The following is a 15,284-nucleotide window of genomic DNA, read 5'->3' on the forward strand; positions in this document are numbered from 1 at the left end:
CGGCTTTCCGGCGAACAGCCAAGGATCACGACATGGATTTTGCCCACCTGGACCAGCAACTGCGCGACAGCGTGCTGGACCTGAAACTGAGCAACGAAGAGCGGGACGAGCTGCGCCAGCTGGGCAGCGAACTGGGCCAGGACCAGGTGCGCTACATGCGTAACCGTGCCTTTGACCTGGTGCGCGAGCTGGCGCTGGCGGACAGCGTCAATGTGCTGCCGGCGTTGAAGTGGCTGGAACAAGTGATCAAGACCCTGGACGCCAACAGCGCCCCGGTCCGGGACATGGCCAGCGCCCACTTCAGCCCCGGCGAAGACTGCCGGCGCAAGATCCGCGACCTGTGCCGCCAGGCCCGGATCTCGGTGGATATCTGCGTGTTCACCATTTCCGACGATCAACTGAGCGACGAAATCCGCGCCTGCCACCAGCGCGGCGTGGCCGTACGGGTGATCAGCGACAGTGAAAAGCAGTTCGATGTCGGCAGCGATATCGCCGCGCTGCGCGAGGCCGGGGTGCCGGTGCGGATCGACGACACGCCGTTCCACATGCACCACAAGTTCGCCGTGTTCGATGGCCGGACCCTGCTCAACGGCAGCTTCAACTGGACCCGCAGCGCCACCACCGGCAATGAGGAAAACCTGCTGGTGATCGACCATCCGCAACTGGTGGCCAGTTACCTCAAGGAGTTCAACGAACTCTGGAGCCGCTACGCGCCGCGTTAAGGCGTGCAGCGGCGGGCCTTGACGCGGCCTCAGGCGGCGTTCGGCTGGCCCCAGGCGCTCTCGGCGGCCAGGTGGTCGATCAACTTCTGGCACAGCCCTTGGGCTTTTTCCGGGGCGCTCTGGCGCAGGGTTTCCAGGGCCAGGTGCAACTGTTGCACCGGGTTTTCGCCGATAAACAGGTTGCTCGGTTCCAGCCCGGCAATCGCCTCGTCGAAGCGTTGCTCGTGGATGTGCTTGAGCACCATGGCCTGGCTCAACTGGTGGGTGTAGGCCGTCTGTTGCTCCAGGCGAGCTTTCAGTTCGACAGCCTTTGCCTGGTCGTCGATGTAGACGTAGCTCAGCGCCAGCTGTTCCAGGAAGAAGTTCTTTTCCGCTGGATCCAGAGGCGCATTCTGACTGTCGTCGAGGGCTTGCACGGCCTGGTCCAGCAGTTCACCGGCTTGCCGGGTCTGCTCCAGGTCATGCAGCAGCTTGGCCTGCAAGGCCAGTTTCATCGGTCGATCGGCGTATTCGAGCTGGGTGTTGAGGCGCGCCATTTCCTCCAGATTGTTGCGGATCAGCCAGCTGTCGCGGCGCAGGCGCGGCAGGTCGGCCTGCACCCGCAGTTGGGTTTCCAGGATCAGCAGGCGCAACCACGGCCATTGCTCATCGCCACGCAAGGTCTCCAGTGCCAGCAAGGCTTGCTCCAGCAGATGGGCGCACCATTGCGAGTGTTCCTCGACGTAGCTGCCCCACAGGCAGACCAGGCACCAGATACGCTGCGAGGGCGAAACGGCGCAGGCCTGCAAGGCCGCCTCGGCCTTGGCCATTTCGTTGCGCCCGACATGCCAGTTCAACAGGCTCAGCAGTAGATCGCTGGCGTAACTTTCCGGCATCTGGGCGATCAGCCGTGGAGCCAGATCCGGGCGGTTGGCGTCCAGTATCAGCTTGAGCAGCGGCGGGTAGCCGAAGTAGTCCTCGGGCTCGGGGGCCTGCGCCAGCAGTTCGAACCCGGCCTCGAATTCCCCGGTTTCCATGAGCAGGGTCACGACGATGATCCGAGCCGATCCGGGCAATTGCGCGGCCATGGCCGGGAACTGTGCATCCTGCCCCTGGGCACGGTACTCGCGCAGGGTCTGCTCTATCTCGTGTGGGTCCAGTTCGTTGACCGGCTGTTTGAGCAGTAGTTGCCAGGCCAGGCCGATGCTGATGGCAGCCTCGTCGGCCAGGCCCAAGCTACGTTGCAGGGCAGCCAACTGCCGGTGCTCGCCGGGGGAGTCCGGGCTCAGCTGGTTGACGCCGAAGGTCACCAGCAAGGCGCGGGCCTGCTCGTGTTCACCCTTGGCCAGCAGCAGCGGGATGCGCAGCAAGGGCGCTGACGGCAGGGGTTGATGCAGGCGCTCCAGCAAGCCCAGCACAGCCTGCGGGCCGTCGTTGTCGAGCAGGGTTTCGAGCAACTGGTTCAGTGCCATGGGCTGGTAGGTTTCATCCAGCTCGGCCAGTACTTCCAGGGCCTGTTCCGGGTGCCCCTGCCGGTACAGCGCTGCGGGCATCTGGAACAGCCCCAGTTGCCGGGCTTTGCCCGTCAGGCGTTGGGCCAGTTGCAGGCCCACTTGCGGTTCGATGGCGCTCAGGTGCGCCGCGCGATTGATCTGCGCAGCCTCGTCCAGGGTGATGCCCAGGTCATTGCCGGCGCTGCGCTTGTTGGCATAGACCACCAGTAGCGTTATCACGCCGGTAATCAGCAGCAGGATGACAAGTACTTCCATGATGAATCTTCCTCGGGTGCGGCTGTTGGCCGGTGACGCGCCCCGCCAAGGGCGCGCAACCGGGGGGCGTCAGTTGGTCTGGGAACTGAGCCAGATCTGGCCGTTGGCAATGCGCGCCATCAGCTGCTGTTTCAGCTCGCCGGCACGTTCGGGGGCACGCTGCTGCAGGTCTTCCAGGGCCTGGTACAGCAGCGACAGGGGCTTCTTGTCACTGAGCAGGATGCCCAGGTTCAGGCCCTCGATGGCCTGGGCGTAACGCTGATGCTGGATATGGTTGAGCAGCAGTTCCTCTTCCAGGATGCGACTGCCCGAATCCTCGGCGTTGAGCCGGTCCTGCAGGGCCTGGGCCTGTTGTACATCGTCGATGTTCAGGTAGGCGCTGGCGATGTCCTCCAGGTAGAAGCGGGCGTCCATCTCATCCACATCCGGCAGCGGCTCGCCATCCAGTAGCTGCACCGCCTGCTCCAGCAGGGACCTGGCCTGGGCGGTCTGGTCCAGGGCGTGCAGCAGCTTGGCCTGGTCGCACAGGTGCAGCAATTGCTCGTCACCGGGCATCTGCTGGCGCAGGCGGTGCATTTCCTCGATGCTGCTGCGCACCAGCCAGCTGTCCCGGCGATGAGCTGGCAGGTGGCTTTGCATCAGTAGCTGGGTTTGCAGGGCCTGCATGCGCAAGCTGTTGTAGAACTCATGTTCATTCCTGTAGCCGTCGATCAGTTGCAGGGCCTGGGCCAGCAGGGCTGTGGTCCATTGCGGCTGCGCCTGGTGCAACTCATCGCAGAGGTTGAGCATCAGCCCCGGACGCTGCGACTCGTGGCTGGCTCGCGCCTGCAGCAGGGCCTCGGCTTCGGCGGTCTGGCCCTGGGCCGCCAGATGGTTGAGCAGTTGCAGCAGCAGGCTGTGCTGGTGCATCTCGGGGGTCAGGTCCAGCAGGCGCAGGGCGGTTTCGGTTGGCTGGCGTTTCAGGGCCGAGTCCATCAGGTCGCTGTAGGTCGAGGAGTACAGGGTGCCGTTGTCGGCCAGCAAGCTGAAGGCCGGCTCCACCTGGCCGGCATCGAACAGCGCGATCAGCGCCTGCACCTGTTCCTCGGCCGGCAGTTCGGCCGAGTGGGCCAGAATCCGCTCGGCATGCCCTTGGGTGGCGAACGCGTCGAACAGGCTGCGCAGCACAGTGTGATAGCGCTCCTGCCCGGGTTGCTGGAAGCTCGCCCAGGCCTGTTCGAGGCTGATCAGCGCGGCGTCTTGCATGCCCGCCTGAAATTGCAGACGCGACAGCATCAGCAGATTGCCGATGCTGTCGCGTTCATGGGCCGCAGGGTTTTTCGGGTCGCCGAGTTCGCCGATCAGGGCCAGGGCGCGCGCCTGTTCACCGCGGGCATGGAGGATTGGCACCTGCAGCAGCGGCCAGCTGGGCAGGGATTCGCCCCAGTGCTCCAGGAGCTCCAGGCAGGCCTGGGTATCCTGGCTGTCGAGCAGCGTTTCAATCAGGGTATTGAGCACGTATTCCCGAGCGTGAGGCGGCAGTTGCTGGTAGATCGCCGTGGCCTGGGCCTTGTGCCCAGCTACATAGAGCTCGCTGGCCACCAGTTGCAGGGCCAACTGCTGCGCTTCGCCCTCCGGCAGTTGCAGCGCCAGTTCTAGGGCCAGCTGCGGCTCGGCCTTGCTCATCAGCAGGGTCTGATTGATCTGGGCGGTGAGGTTGCCGGTCTGTTCCAGGTACTGCTGCTGGTCGGCGGATTTCTGGCGCAAGTACAGGATCAGTGCGATGAACAGCAGCACGATGACGAGCAGGGTGACAAAGAGGGTCATGGACGTCCTTTTCTATTGCACAGCGGCTCTGGCGCGGTGCGCGTCAGCCGGTTTGCGCGGGGTTATAAAGCCATGGCTACAGGCTGGCAACCGACTTTACCCAGCCAATGCGTTTCAGCGGATGTCATCCAGGGCAGGGTTGGCCCGGTCAGCGGTCGGGCAGGGCGGCAGGTTTCGGGTTAGACTTGCCGCCTTTTCGCACACTCAAGAAGCCCGCACATGGCCCAGCCGTCCACCACCTACAAATTCGAACTGAACCTGACCGACCTCGATCGTGGGGTCTATGAAAGCGTCAAGCAGACCATCGCCCGTCACCCTTCGGAAACCGAAGAGCGCATGACCGTACGGTTGCTGGCCTACGCCTTCTGGTACAACGAGCACCTGTCGTTCGGTCGGGGTCTGTCGGACGTGGATGAACCCGCCCTGTGGGAAAAGAGCCTGGATGACCGCGTGCTGCACTGGATCGAAGTTGGCCAGCCGGACGCCGATCGCCTGACCTGGTGCTCGCGCCGCACCGAACGCACCAGCCTCCTGGCCTACGGCAGCCTGCGGGTCTGGCAGACCCGGGTGCTGGACGCGGTGAAGAACCTGAAGAACCTCAATATCGCCGGCGTGCCCCAGGAAGTCCTCGAGACCCTGGCCAAGGACATGCCGCGCGTCATCAAGTGGGACGTGATGATCAGCGAAGGCACGATCTTCGTCACCGATGATCGCGGCCAGCACGAAGTGCAGCTGGAATGGCTGCTGGGCGAGCGCGGCTGATCGCCCGCTCTGCCCCTGAACGATCCACCGTCCCCCCAGAGAAGTTGCTGTTAGCCCATGCGTATCGAACCCCGTGAGTTGCCCGCCGTCCTGCCCTTTCTCGGCGATCTGCCGCCGCTGCTGACCCGCCTCTACGCCGCCCGTGGCGTGCAGTCGGTGGAGGAGCTGGACAAGAGCCTGGCGCGGCTGATCCCGTATCAGCAGCTCAAGGGCATCGATGCCGCGGTGGACCTGCTGGTGACCGCCCTGGACCAGCGCCAGCGCATCCTCATCGTCGGCGACTTCGACGCCGACGGCGCCACCGCCAGCACCGTGGGCCTGTTGGGCCTGCGCCTGCTGGGTGCGGCCCATGTCGATTACCTGGTACCCAACCGCTTTGAATACGGCTACGGCCTGACCCCGGAAATCGTCGCCGTGGCCCTGCAGCGCGAACCGCAGTTGCTGATCACCGTGGACAACGGCATCTCCAGTGTCGAGGGCGTGGCGGCGGCCAAGGCAGCAGGCTTGCAAGTGCTGGTCACCGACCACCACTTGCCCGGTCATGAACTGCCGGCGGCGGACGCCATCGTCAACCCCAACCAGCCGGGCTGCGAGTTTCCGAGCAAGGCCCTGGCCGGGGTCGGGGTGATCTTCTACGTGCTGATGGCCCTGCGCGCCCGTTTGCGCAGCCTGGGGCGCTATGAAACCCGGCCGCAGCCGAACATCGGCGAGCTGCTGGACCTGGTGGCCCTGGGCAGCGTGGCGGACGTGGTGCCCCTGGATGCCAACAACCGCATCCTGGTGCACCAGGGCCTGGAGCGGATTCGCGCCGGTCGCGCGCGGCCGGGGCTCAAGGCGATTCTCGAAGTGGCCAAGCGTGATCATTCGCGCATCACCTCCACCGACCTGGGCTTTATCCTCGGCCCGCGGCTCAACGCCGCCGGGCGCCTGGACGACATGAGCCTGGGTATCGAGTGCCTGCTCAGCGACGACGTTTCCGCCGCTCGGGCCATGGCCGCCCAGCTGGACGAACTGAACCAGGACCGCAAATCCATCGAGCAGGGCATGCAGCGCGAAGCGTTGGCTCAGCTCAAGGAGCTGCCGGTGGAGTCGATGCCGTTCGGCCTGTGCCTGTTCGACGCCGACTGGCACCAGGGGGTGATCGGGATTCTCGCCTCGCGCCTGAAAGAGCGTTACCACCGGCCGACCATCGCCTTTGCCGATGCCGGCGAGGGCATGCTCAAGGGCTCGGCGCGTTCGGTGCCGGGCTTCCATATCCGTGACGCCCTGGACGCCGTGGCCGCGCGCCATCCGCAACTGATCAGCAAGTTCGGCGGCCACGCCATGGCCGCCGGCCTGTCGCTGCCGGAGCAGAACTTCCCGGCCTTTGCCGAGGCATTCGACGAAGAAGTGCGGCGCCAGCTGCGCGAAGAAGACCTCACCGGGCGCCTGCTGTCGGACGGCACCCTGGCCGTGGAAGAGTTCCACCTGGAACTGGCCCGCGCCCTGCGCCATGCCGGGCCCTGGGGCCAGCATTTCCCCGAGCCGATGTTCCATGGCGTGTTCGAACTGGTGGAGCAGCGCATCGTTGGCGAACGCCACCTGAAAGTGGTGCTGCGCAGCGAATGCGGCTCGCTGAAGCTGGACGGCATTGCCTTCGGCATCGATCGCGAAGTCTGGCCCAACCCGACCATCCGCTGGGTGGAGCTGGCCTACAAACTCGACCTCAACGAGTTCCGTGGCCAGGAAACCGTGCAGTTGATGATCGCCCACATCGAACCGCGCTGACCTGCGAAGGGGCGCCGGGCCTTGCCTTGTGCGTCCCCACCACCTTCCCCCGCCTCTGCTGGCAACCCCTGTAGCCGCTGCCAAGCCTGTGGCGAGGCTGCGAAAAGGCCCGCAGGGCCTTGCCGGCAATCTTGCGCCGACCTCTGAGGGCCTTTGAAGCCCCACGTCTGCTACGCAGCCGATCGCAGCCTGCGGCAGCGGCTACAAGGGGAGCAGCGCCTTTTTTGCCCGGGCACGCATCAGGAACCCTGCCGGCGACAGTGTTGTCGACTAGTCTCTAAGCACTGTCTGATTGGCCTTGTGACCTTTTGTCATTCTTCTACCCGCGGGGGCGGGCGCTTCACTTCGCAGTCACTCGTCGACCGTTCAAACAGAACCCTGGAGCCTGACCATTGACCGAGAGGTGCCCCATGAGTCTGCTGCTTGAACCCTATACCCTGCGTCAACTGACCCTTCTCAACCGCATCGCCGTGTCGCCCATGTGCCAGTACTCGTCGGTGGACGGGTTGGCCAACGACTGGCACCTGGTGCACCTGGGCAGCCGCGCCGTCGGCGGCGCCGGGTTGATCTTCACCGAGGCCACGGCGGTTACCGCCGAAGGCCGGATCACCGCCCAGGACCTGGGCCTGTGGAACGACGCGCAGATCGAACCCTTGCAGCGCATCACCCGCTTCATCACCGCCCAGGGCGCGGTGGCGGGTATCCAGCTGGCCCATGCCGGGCGCAAGGCCAGTACTCATCGGCCCTGGCTCGGCAAGTCCGGCAGCGTCAAGCCCGAGGACGGCGGCTGGGTGCCGGTGGGGCCCTCGCGGATTGCCTTCGACCCGCAGCACACACCGCCGACCCAGCTCGATGAAGGGCAGATCGGCGAAGTCATCCAGGCCTTCGTCGCGGCCGCCAAACGCGCGCTGGAGGCCGGTTTCAAGGTGGTGGAAGTGCATGCTGCCCATGGCTACCTGCTGCATCAGTTCCTCTCGCCCCTGAGCAATCAGCGCCAGGACCAATACGGCGGTTCGTTCGAAAACCGCATTCGCCTGGTGCTGCAGGTGACCGAGGCGGTACGCGCGGTGTGGCCCGAGGAGCTGCCGCTGTTCGTGCGGGTGTCGGCCACCGATTGGGTGGAAGACGGCTGGAACCCGGACGAGACCGTGGAGCTGGCGCGGCGCCTCAAGGACCTGGGGGTGGATTTGATCGATGTGTCGTCCGGAGGCACCGCGGCCAATGCCGAGATTCCCACCGGGCCGGGTTATCAGACGCGCTTTGCCGAGCGAGTGCGCAAGGAGTCGGGGATTGCCACCGGGACCGTGGGGATGATCACCGAACCGGCCCAGGCGGAGCATATTTTGCGCACCTGTCAGGCGGACATCATCTTTCTCGCCCGTGAGCTGTTGCGTGATCCTTACTGGCCGCTGCATGCCGATGACGACCTGGGCGGGCGCAAGGCGATCTGGCCGGCGCAGTACCAGCGGGCGACCCACAGGGACCAGCCGATTCATGAGTCGGATTTGCGCGATTAGGCTTTTGCCGATGTAAAAAACGGCCCGTGTGGGCCGTTTTTTTGTGCCTGGCTTCAGGCTGCCTTCGCTGGCAAGCCAGCTCCTACGGAGGCGGTGCGATTTGTAGGAGCCGGCTTGCCGGCGAAGAGGCCCTTGAGGCAGGCGCTGTATGCACCGACGCCTTCGCTGGCAAGCCAGCTCCTACGGGGGGGGGTGCGATTTGTAGGAGCCGGCTTGTCGGCGAAGAGGCCCGTAGGGCGGGCCGGGGCTGGCAGCGGGTCACGGGTATTTGCGTTTGTCCGGCGCCGGCGGGAAGTACTGGTACAGCCAGGTCTCGCTCAGGGTACGGTCGTTGGTGCGGATGAACAGCCGCAGCTCCACCGGTTCGACGCTGTCGTTGGTGGGGAACCAGTCGAAGGTGATGCGGTAGCCCTTGATCTCGTCCAGCACCAGTACGTTGAAGTCCTTGACCTCGCCGTTAGACGCGGTGACCACCGGCTCGATGCCAGTGCCCGCTGGCAGGCGATCCAGGCCGCCGCCGGTAAAGTCCACGGCAAAGCGCCGCGCCCAGACTTCCGGGTAATGCTCGCCCGGGGCCCAGCCTTCGACGAAACCACCCATGCCGGAGCGGGTGGCGTGTACTCGCGCCAGGGGCGTGCCCACGGGCGGCAGGGCGCTCCAGTAGAGTTTGTAGCCGTAGTTCAGCGAGTCCCCGGCGGCCACCGGTTTTTTCGGGGTCCAGAAGGCCACGATGTTGTCCAGGGTTTCGCCGGTGGTGGGGATTTCCAGCAGGTCGATGCTGCCTTCGCCCCAGGCGGTGGTGGGCTCGACCCACAGGCTCGGGCGGCGGCTGTACCAGTCCACGGTGTCCTGGTAGCTGGCGAACTCGTGGTCGGTCTGCACCAGGCCGAAGCCTTTCGGGTCCTTGTCGGCGAAAGCGTTGAATTGCAGGTTCGCCGGGTTGTTCAGCGGGCGGCAGATCCACTCGCCGTTGCCGCGCCACATGGCCAGGCGGTCGGAGTCGTGGATCTGCGGGTGGATGGTGTCGCACATGCGCCGCTCATGGGTGCCGCAGCTGAACATGCTGGTCATCGGTGCAATGCCCAGTTGTTCGATGGCGGTGCGGGCATTGATGTGGGCGTCGACGTCCATCACCACGCGTTCGGCCTGGCAGTCGATGTCGAAACGGTAGGCACCGGTAGCGCTCGGCGAGTCCAGCAGGGCGTAGACCACGAAGCGGGTGCTGTCCTTGTCCGGGGTCTCGAACCAGAACTGGGTGAAGTCGGGGAACTCCTCGCGGCGCTTGGCGTAGGTGTCGATGGCCAGGCCACGGGCCGAGAGGCCGTACTGGCCGGTGGCGTCCACTGCGCGGAAGTAGCTGGCACCAAGGAAGGACACCACGTCGTGCTTGTCCAGTTCCGGGGCCTTGAACAGCTTGAACCCGGCAAAGCCCAGGTCGCCCTTGAGCTGGGCGGTGTCGACGCTGGTGTTCTGGTAGTTGAACAGTGGCGGGCGGAAGTGCACCTCCCGCGCCTGGCGGGTCTTGGGGTCGACACTGTGCATGCGCACCGGCTGCTTGAAGCCCATGCCGACGTGGAAGAACTGCACGTCCAACTGCCCGTTCAACTCGTTCCACAGCGAGTGCTTGCTGTCGTACTGGATGGCGTTGAAGTTCTGCGGGGTCATCTTCGCCAGGGTGGGCGGCAACACCTGCTTGGTGTCCACGTACTGGCTGGCGGCAAGTTGCTTGGCCTGGGCCTTGAGCTGCTCGAAATCGAACGCCTGGGCCAGGCCATCAGCGGCGCCGGCCCAGGCGCGGGCGGCCAGCAGGCCGCTGGCCGAGAGGCCGGTATAGGCCGCCAGGGCCATGGAGGCTTTGAGGAGATTCCTGCGGTGCATGGTTGAACCTTGATCAGAGAAAGATCCCAAGCCGTTCCTGGCTGCGTGGGGGGATCGCGAGGGGTGGTTCGGTCATGCCATCGGCCAAACGCAACGGACTATAAACAGACGCCGGATAGAATAAACGGTTCGCCAGGGGCAGAAAAATGATTAGCTTGTGTCCATTGGTAACCGCCCGATCCCCTTCAGGAACTGCTCCCATGCTGCACCCGCGCTTGCTCGGCGAAGACGATATCCCTTTGCTCAAATGGATCGACCGCGCCGAGGTCATCGATGAGTTCTACCGCCTGTGCAATGGGCAATTGAGCTGCTACGCCCAGCATGAAGTGGTGCAGGGCTGGCCGGAGGGCGAGGCCGAGCATGATGCGCTGATCTTGCAGCAGTGTTACCGGCGTGGCGGTTGGCTGTACGGGGTGTTCTACGGCCCGGCGCTGGTGGCCGCGGTGGTGGTGGATTGCCTGCCGATCGCCTGTGCCGGGCTGGATCTGCGGCAGTTGAAATTTCTCCATGTGAGCCAGGCCTATCGTGGCCTTGGCCTGGGCCGGCAGTTGTTTGCGCTGGCCCGGGAGCAGGCCCTGGTTCTGGGGGGGCAGGGCTTGTATGTGTCGGCCACGCCGTCGCGGCATACGGTGGATTTCTACAGGAGCCTGGGCTGCGAACTGCTGGCCACGCCCGACCCGGAACTGCTGCGCATCGAGCCCGAGGACATCCACCTGTACCTGCGCCTGGCCTAGGCCGCCAGGCGCTTGCGCCAGCTTGGCCAGGCCGCGATGGTCACGGCCCGCAGCAGCCACTCGCAGGGGCCGTACTGGTGGCTGCGCAACCACAGGGTGCTGAGCTGCATCTGCAGCAGGTAGATGGCAACCACCAGCAGCACAATCCACAGCGGCGGCAACTGGTTGACCAGCCCCAGCCCGTAGCCGGTGAACAGCAGCCCCAGAATCAGCGATTGCAGCAGGTAGTTGCTCAGGGACATGCGGCCCAGTGGCGCCAGCCGTCGGCACAGGCGTTGGCCCGGGGCCGAGCCGAAGGCCTTGAGCAGCAGCATGGCGTAGCTGGCCGAGAGCAGTGGTGCGGTCAGTTGGCTGATGCCGTAGCCGAGCACTTCCAGGCCGCCGCCGGGCGCATAGGCCGCCCAGTAGCCGTAGAGCAGGGCGCCACCCAGGCCCAGCGGCAGGGTGATCCTCAGCAGCCGTGCCAGGTGCGGTTCGAAGGCGTAGGGCGCCACCAGCAGCTTGTTGCGCCCCGCCACATAGCCCAGCAGGAACATTGCCAGGGTGCAGGGGCCCTGCAGCAGCCACAGCGCCGAGGCGGTTTCCAGCAGGTGCGAGGCGTTGTAGGCCAGGGTTTGCAGGGCGCTGCCGCTCAGGGCCAGGTCCTTGAGTACCGGCCCGCCATCGGCGGTGCCGGTGTAGAGGCCGGCCTCCAGCAGGGTGATGCCGAACAGCAGGAACAGCGCCGCCGTGCCGCTGATCAACAGTGCGGCCAGGGCCGCCGCCCAGCGGACCGACAAGCCGCGCAGCATCAGCAGGACCAGCCCCAGCACGGCGTACAGCGAGAGAATTTCGCCATAGAACAGCAGGGTGCCGTGGATCAGGCCGATCACCAGCAAGGCCAGTTGCCGGCGCAACATGCGCGGCACGAAGCGCTCCCCCGAGCGTTCGGCGGAGGTCATCTGCAAGGTGAAGCTATAGCCGAACAGGAACGAGAACAGCAGGTAGAACTTGGTCTCGAAGAACACCGACACCAGCCAGCGAACCAGGTGGTCAAGGCTACTGGCGTAGCCCGGGTTGCTCACCGACGAGGCGTAGTACGGATCGGCGAAGGACCAGATATTCACCGCCAGGATGCCCAGCAGGGCGAAACCGCGCAGGGCGTCCACCTGCTCCAGGCGCGCTGCTTGCGTCGCTCCGGAGGCCGTCATCTGCGGGGTACCGGCAACAGCGGTGGTGAAAGCGGGGTACAGCGCATGGAACGGACCTCCGGGGTTGATCGAGCCAGAGGCTCAATTAACCCGATCAGGCCGGGGCGCAGCTATGGGGATTTTGTTAAAAAGCGTCAAGAGGCGGGCTCAGCTTCCCGCCTGGGCGGGCGCTGAAGGTTCCAGGCACTGGGCGCCGCCGGCCGGCATCTCATTCTTTTTGCTCCACCAGGTCAGCGGCCAGAGGCTATGCAGGTCACCGCGCTTGAGTGCTTCCTGGTGACAGGCCAGGGCCCTGGGTCTGTCGGTGACGCCCCACTGGCCATCGGCATAGCCACTGCCCAGGTAGTAGAAGGCGCTGCCTGAATCCAGTTCCCTGGCGGTGCGCAGCACCAGCTCTTCGGACTTGCGCGGCTGCTGGCATTGGGTGATCGAGCCATCGCCGACTGGGTCGCAGTAGTACATGGACAGCATCAGCGCCGCCTCGGCATCGGTCTTGGCGTAGGGCAGCAGCAGTTCTTCCGGCTCCCCCGGCTTGAGCGCCGGGGCCATGCCCGAGTAGCCGAGGCTGACCGCCTGCACCGCGGCCTTGGGTGAGCCGTGGCGGGCGGCATCGAGCAGGATGCGTTGCCCGAGCTCGAAGAAGTACGCGGTCAGCGGGTACTGCTCGCGTCCGCCGTAGCCCAGGAACAGGTCAGCCTTGCGCATCTGTCGCTGCAGGGCGCTTTCGCCTGCGGGGGCGTTGTGTGTGAGCAATTCGTCCATGGACCATTGCTCGACGCGCACCAGTTGCCAGCAGGCACCCTGTTCAAAGACGAAGGCTTGCACCACATCGCCCAGGGGATCGTTGACCACCAGGGTATTGCCCTCCCAGAAGGTCTGCAGGCCAGCTTCGGCCTGGGCCTTGGGGGCGAGCCGGGTCAGCAGGTGGTGGGTGTCGCCCGTGAGCTTGTAGCGCGCGGTGACTTCCCGGCCGCGCTCGTCAGTGATCGGCCGTTGCTCGACCAGTGGCACGGCAGTGAATGCCTGCTGCAGTTCCGGGCTGCTGCCAAAGGCCTGGGCAAAGACCTTCAGGTCGCTGGACGGGCAGGCAGGTGCGGCGGCGGCCTGGGCGGCGGCACCGAGCATCAGGCTCAGGGCGATCAGGTGCAAACAGCGACGGGGGGTGGGCATCGGCAGGGTCATCCGGGGGCGATACAGAACAGGCATGTGGGCAAGCAGGCTCATTGGCTTTGCGGGTCGCAATACAGCACCGAGCTGCCGGGAGTATGGCGGTCTTCGGTGAGCAGCGGGCGTTCCCGGCCATCACCGAAGAAGGCGGTTCCCAGGTGCTGGCGCACGCTGTCGACACTGTCCTTGAGATACAGGGCGTGGACCGAGAACGGCCCGCGATAGGGAATCATCACCGCGCTGACTGCCAGGCCGTGGTACTGGTCGTCGACGCAATAGCGGGCGGCTTCGTCCAGCTCGCAGGGCTGCAGTTGGCGTTCGCTGAAGTACGCGCCCCGGGGCTGGTGGTCGCTGGCGTCCAGATAGACGTTTTCCATGGAGCAGTCGGCAAGCCCGGCGAACTGCTGCTCCAGGCTCATGGCCAGGCAGGGGCGGCCCATGATCAGCAGTACAAGCGCCAGCCAGAAGCGCGCAATTGGGGTGTTTCTACTGGGCATGCAACTGCTCCCTGGGCAGGCACAGCCGGCACAGACCCTGCGCCAGCCAGATCGCCAGCAATGGCGGCACGGTCATCAGGAAGCAGTAGACGTAGCCGCGTATCGGATGGTCGGGAAACATTGCCCAGGCGGTGAACAGCGCCAGGGTGCCGATCAGGACCAGCTTGACCTTGAGCTGGGGCACCAGGACCTGCAGGAAGCTGACGACGATCAGCAGTTGCAGCAGCAGTTCCACCATCATCCCCAGACCGAAGCCCTTGGCGAGAGCGCCGAAGTGGCTGCGGTACACCGGTATGCCCCAGACATGGGCGTAGTAGAACAGTAGCGGTGGCAGGCAATGGGGCACCAGGCCGGTGAGGATTCGCGTCACCTGATAACGGCTGGCAGCGTCCAGGCTCATGGGCGGCACTCGCAGGCGGTGGCGGGGTTGTCACGGGGCATGGGAGCATCCTTGCTGCCGGAAGGTATGGGGTGAGCCCGGGCAGTGGCGCCGGTGCTTTTCAGGAGGCGGATAGTGCCGTAACTCGGGGCGCCAATCCAGTGGGGCGACGCCGGTGTTCCAGGCCGGGCAAAGCAACATTCAGAAGCACTATCGCCGCATCGACCCGGGCACTTCTCTCTAGGCTTACAGCCTTATGTGTCGACATGACACCTATTTTCCGGAGGCAGCAGATGAACACCCGTGGATTGCTCGATCAATTACTCAGGTCCGGCCAGGAAATGCTGCAGAACAAGGCAGGCGCAGCGCCGGCGGAGCACGGCAAGGGCTTGCAGGGCGGCCTCGGCGGCTTGCTCGGTGGCCAGTCCGGCGGCCTCGGTGGGCTGCTTTCCGGTGCCGGTGGCGGTGCCTTGGCAGCCGGGGCCATGGGCCTGCTGCTGGGCAACAAGAAGGCCCGCAAGTACGGCGGCAAGGCCTTGACCTACGGCGGTCTCGCGGCCCTCGGCGTGCTGGCCTACAAAGCCTACGGCAACTGGCAGGCGCAGCAGGGCGCCGCGCCGCGCAACGAACCCCAGACCCTGGACCGCCTGCCGGCGCAGCAGGTGGAATTGCACAGCCAGGCGATCCTCAAGGCGCTGGTGGCGGCGGCCAAGGCCGACGGCCATGTGGACGAGCGCGAGCGGGCGCTGATCGAGGGCGAGTTCCGCAAGCTGGACAACGACCCGCAATTGCAGCAGTGGCTGCACAGTGAACTGAACAAGCCCCTGGACCCGGCGGATGTCGCCCGGGCCGCGAGCACGCCGGAAATGGCCGCGGAAATGTACCTGGCCAGCGTGATGCTGGTGGATGAAGAGCACTTCATGGAAAAAGCCTACCTGGACGAGCTGGCGCGCCAGTTGCAACTGGCGCCGGGGCTCAAGGCCGAACTGGAGAACCAGGTGCGCCAGAACAATCTCTGAAGCGGCGCTGGGAGTGCCGTTCGCCACGGATGGCGGTTCTGCCGGGTGGATTTGCCGAATTGCCTTGGCTGGGGTGATAAAACCGCCGCTGAGCCGCC

The 15,284-nt window shown here is 65.3% G+C and carries 13 protein-coding genes; 6 read left to right on the plus strand and 7 right to left on the minus strand.

Annotated elements, in window-relative coordinates; translation table 11 throughout:
• The first annotated feature begins 32 nt into the window (after positions 1-32).
• A complete protein-coding gene (locus AC07R1_RS14510) occupies positions 33-722 on the plus strand; it encodes a phospholipase D-like domain-containing protein (RefSeq protein WP_011059464.1) in 690 nt (229 codons plus the stop codon).
• Positions 723-751: 29 nt separating this feature from the next.
• Here AC07R1_RS14510 and AC07R1_RS14515 read toward each other — a convergent pair whose 3' ends face one another.
• Together AC07R1_RS14515 and AC07R1_RS14520 are read right to left on the minus strand one after the other, a co-directional pair.
• On the minus strand, positions 752-2,470 hold the full coding sequence (locus AC07R1_RS14515) for a hypothetical protein (RefSeq protein ID WP_495110638.1): 1,719 nt from the start codon (positions 2,468-2,470) through the stop codon (positions 752-754).
• 69 nt (positions 2,471-2,539) lie between these two features.
• Entirely contained in the window at positions 2,540-4,276 is a 1,737-nt protein-coding gene (locus AC07R1_RS14520) for a hypothetical protein (RefSeq protein ID WP_495110639.1), read from the minus strand.
• A 219-nt stretch (positions 4,277-4,495) separates the two neighbouring features.
• On the opposite strand from AC07R1_RS14520, the gene AC07R1_RS14525 reads away from it, so the two are divergent.
• From AC07R1_RS14525 to AC07R1_RS14535, 3 genes are all read left to right on the plus strand, one after another.
• Positions 4,496-5,038: a YaeQ family protein gene (locus AC07R1_RS14525; RefSeq protein WP_011059467.1), complete on the plus strand. Its 543-nt coding sequence runs from the start codon at positions 4,496-4,498 to the stop codon at positions 5,036-5,038.
• Positions 5,039-5,095: 57 nt separating this feature from the next.
• Entirely contained in the window at positions 5,096-6,805 is a 1,710-nt protein-coding gene (recJ, locus tag AC07R1_RS14530) for a single-stranded-DNA-specific exonuclease RecJ (protein WP_401402594.1), read from the plus strand.
• A gap of 410 nt (positions 6,806-7,215) precedes the next feature.
• Positions 7,216-8,322: an NADH:flavin oxidoreductase/NADH oxidase gene (locus tag AC07R1_RS14535; protein WP_011059469.1), complete on the plus strand. Its 1,107-nt coding sequence runs from the start codon at positions 7,216-7,218 to the stop codon at positions 8,320-8,322.
• Between the two features lie 258 nt (positions 8,323-8,580).
• On the opposite strand, the gene AC07R1_RS14540 is transcribed toward AC07R1_RS14535, so the two are convergent.
• On the minus strand, positions 8,581-10,200 hold the full coding sequence (locus tag AC07R1_RS14540) for a glucan biosynthesis protein D (RefSeq protein WP_053149216.1): 1,620 nt from the start codon (positions 10,198-10,200) through the stop codon (positions 8,581-8,583).
• Positions 10,201-10,400: 200 nt separating this feature from the next.
• On the opposite strand from AC07R1_RS14540, the gene AC07R1_RS14545 reads away from it, so the two are divergent.
• Entirely contained in the window at positions 10,401-10,934 is a 534-nt protein-coding gene (locus AC07R1_RS14545) for a GNAT family N-acetyltransferase (protein ID WP_495110640.1), read from the plus strand.
• On the opposite strand, the gene AC07R1_RS14550 is transcribed toward AC07R1_RS14545, so the two are convergent.
• From AC07R1_RS14550 to AC07R1_RS14565, 4 genes are all read right to left on the minus strand, one after another.
• Positions 10,931-12,124 carry a DUF418 domain-containing protein gene (locus AC07R1_RS14550; protein WP_495110641.1) on the minus strand — a complete coding sequence of 398 codons (1,194 nt, stop codon included), beginning with the start codon at positions 12,122-12,124 and terminating at the stop codon, positions 10,931-10,933. The two genes, AC07R1_RS14545 and AC07R1_RS14550, sit on opposite strands and share 4 nt — an antisense overlap.
• A gap of 147 nt (positions 12,125-12,271) precedes the next feature.
• The gene (locus tag AC07R1_RS14555) at positions 12,272-13,294 is read right to left on the minus strand and encodes a hypothetical protein (protein WP_495110642.1); all 1,023 of its coding nucleotides are present in this window, start codon (positions 13,292-13,294) and stop codon (positions 12,272-12,274) included.
• A 50-nt stretch (positions 13,295-13,344) separates the two neighbouring features.
• Positions 13,345-13,788, minus strand: a complete 444-nt coding sequence (locus tag AC07R1_RS14560; RefSeq protein ID WP_047284078.1) for a hypothetical protein — start codon at positions 13,786-13,788, stop codon at positions 13,345-13,347.
• Complete coding sequence (locus AC07R1_RS14565; protein ID WP_053156518.1) at positions 13,778-14,188, minus strand: hypothetical protein; 411 nt, start codon at positions 14,186-14,188, stop codon at positions 13,778-13,780. The genes AC07R1_RS14560 and AC07R1_RS14565 overlap by 11 nt, the downstream gene beginning before the upstream one ends.
• A 272-nt stretch (positions 14,189-14,460) precedes the next feature.
• Between AC07R1_RS14565 and AC07R1_RS14570 the strand changes: the two genes are divergently transcribed.
• Entirely contained in the window at positions 14,461-15,186 is a 726-nt protein-coding gene (locus AC07R1_RS14570; RefSeq protein WP_495110643.1) for a tellurite resistance TerB family protein, read from the plus strand.
• Positions 15,187-15,284 lie beyond the last annotated feature (98 nt).

This window comes from Pseudomonas sp. GW821-FHT07F01 (assembly GCF_059418825.1).

Excerpts from the sequence above, each read along its gene's own strand:
- AC07R1_RS14545 (WP_495110640.1), top strand. The coding sequence starts at position 10,401 with ATGCTGCACCCGCGCTTGCTCGGCGAAGACGATATCCCTTTGCTCAAA.
- AC07R1_RS14525 (WP_011059467.1), top strand. The coding sequence starts at position 4,496 with ATGGCCCAGCCGTCCACCACCTACAAATTCGAACTGAACCTGACCGAC.
- AC07R1_RS14550 (WP_495110641.1), bottom strand. The coding sequence starts at position 12,124 with ATGACGGCCTCCGGAGCGACGCAAGCAGCGCGCCTGGAGCAGGTGGAC.
- recJ (WP_401402594.1), top strand. The coding sequence starts at position 5,096 with ATGCGTATCGAACCCCGTGAGTTGCCCGCCGTCCTGCCCTTTCTCGGC.
- AC07R1_RS14555 (WP_495110642.1), bottom strand. The coding sequence starts at position 13,294 with ATGCCCACCCCCCGTCGCTGTTTGCACCTGATCGCCCTGAGCCTGATG.
- AC07R1_RS14560 (WP_047284078.1), bottom strand. The coding sequence starts at position 13,788 with ATGCCCAGTAGAAACACCCCAATTGCGCGCTTCTGGCTGGCGCTTGTA.
- AC07R1_RS14520 (WP_495110639.1), bottom strand. The coding sequence starts at position 4,276 with ATGACCCTCTTTGTCACCCTGCTCGTCATCGTGCTGCTGTTCATCGCA.
- AC07R1_RS14510 (WP_011059464.1), top strand. The coding sequence starts at position 33 with ATGGATTTTGCCCACCTGGACCAGCAACTGCGCGACAGCGTGCTGGAC.
- AC07R1_RS14515 (WP_495110638.1), bottom strand. The coding sequence starts at position 2,470 with ATGGAAGTACTTGTCATCCTGCTGCTGATTACCGGCGTGATAACGCTA.
- AC07R1_RS14570 (WP_495110643.1), top strand. The coding sequence starts at position 14,461 with ATGAACACCCGTGGATTGCTCGATCAATTACTCAGGTCCGGCCAGGAA.
- AC07R1_RS14540 (WP_053149216.1), bottom strand. The coding sequence starts at position 10,200 with ATGCACCGCAGGAATCTCCTCAAAGCCTCCATGGCCCTGGCGGCCTAT.
- AC07R1_RS14535 (WP_011059469.1), top strand. The coding sequence starts at position 7,216 with ATGAGTCTGCTGCTTGAACCCTATACCCTGCGTCAACTGACCCTTCTC.
- AC07R1_RS14565 (WP_053156518.1), bottom strand. The coding sequence starts at position 14,188 with ATGAGCCTGGACGCTGCCAGCCGTTATCAGGTGACGCGAATCCTCACC.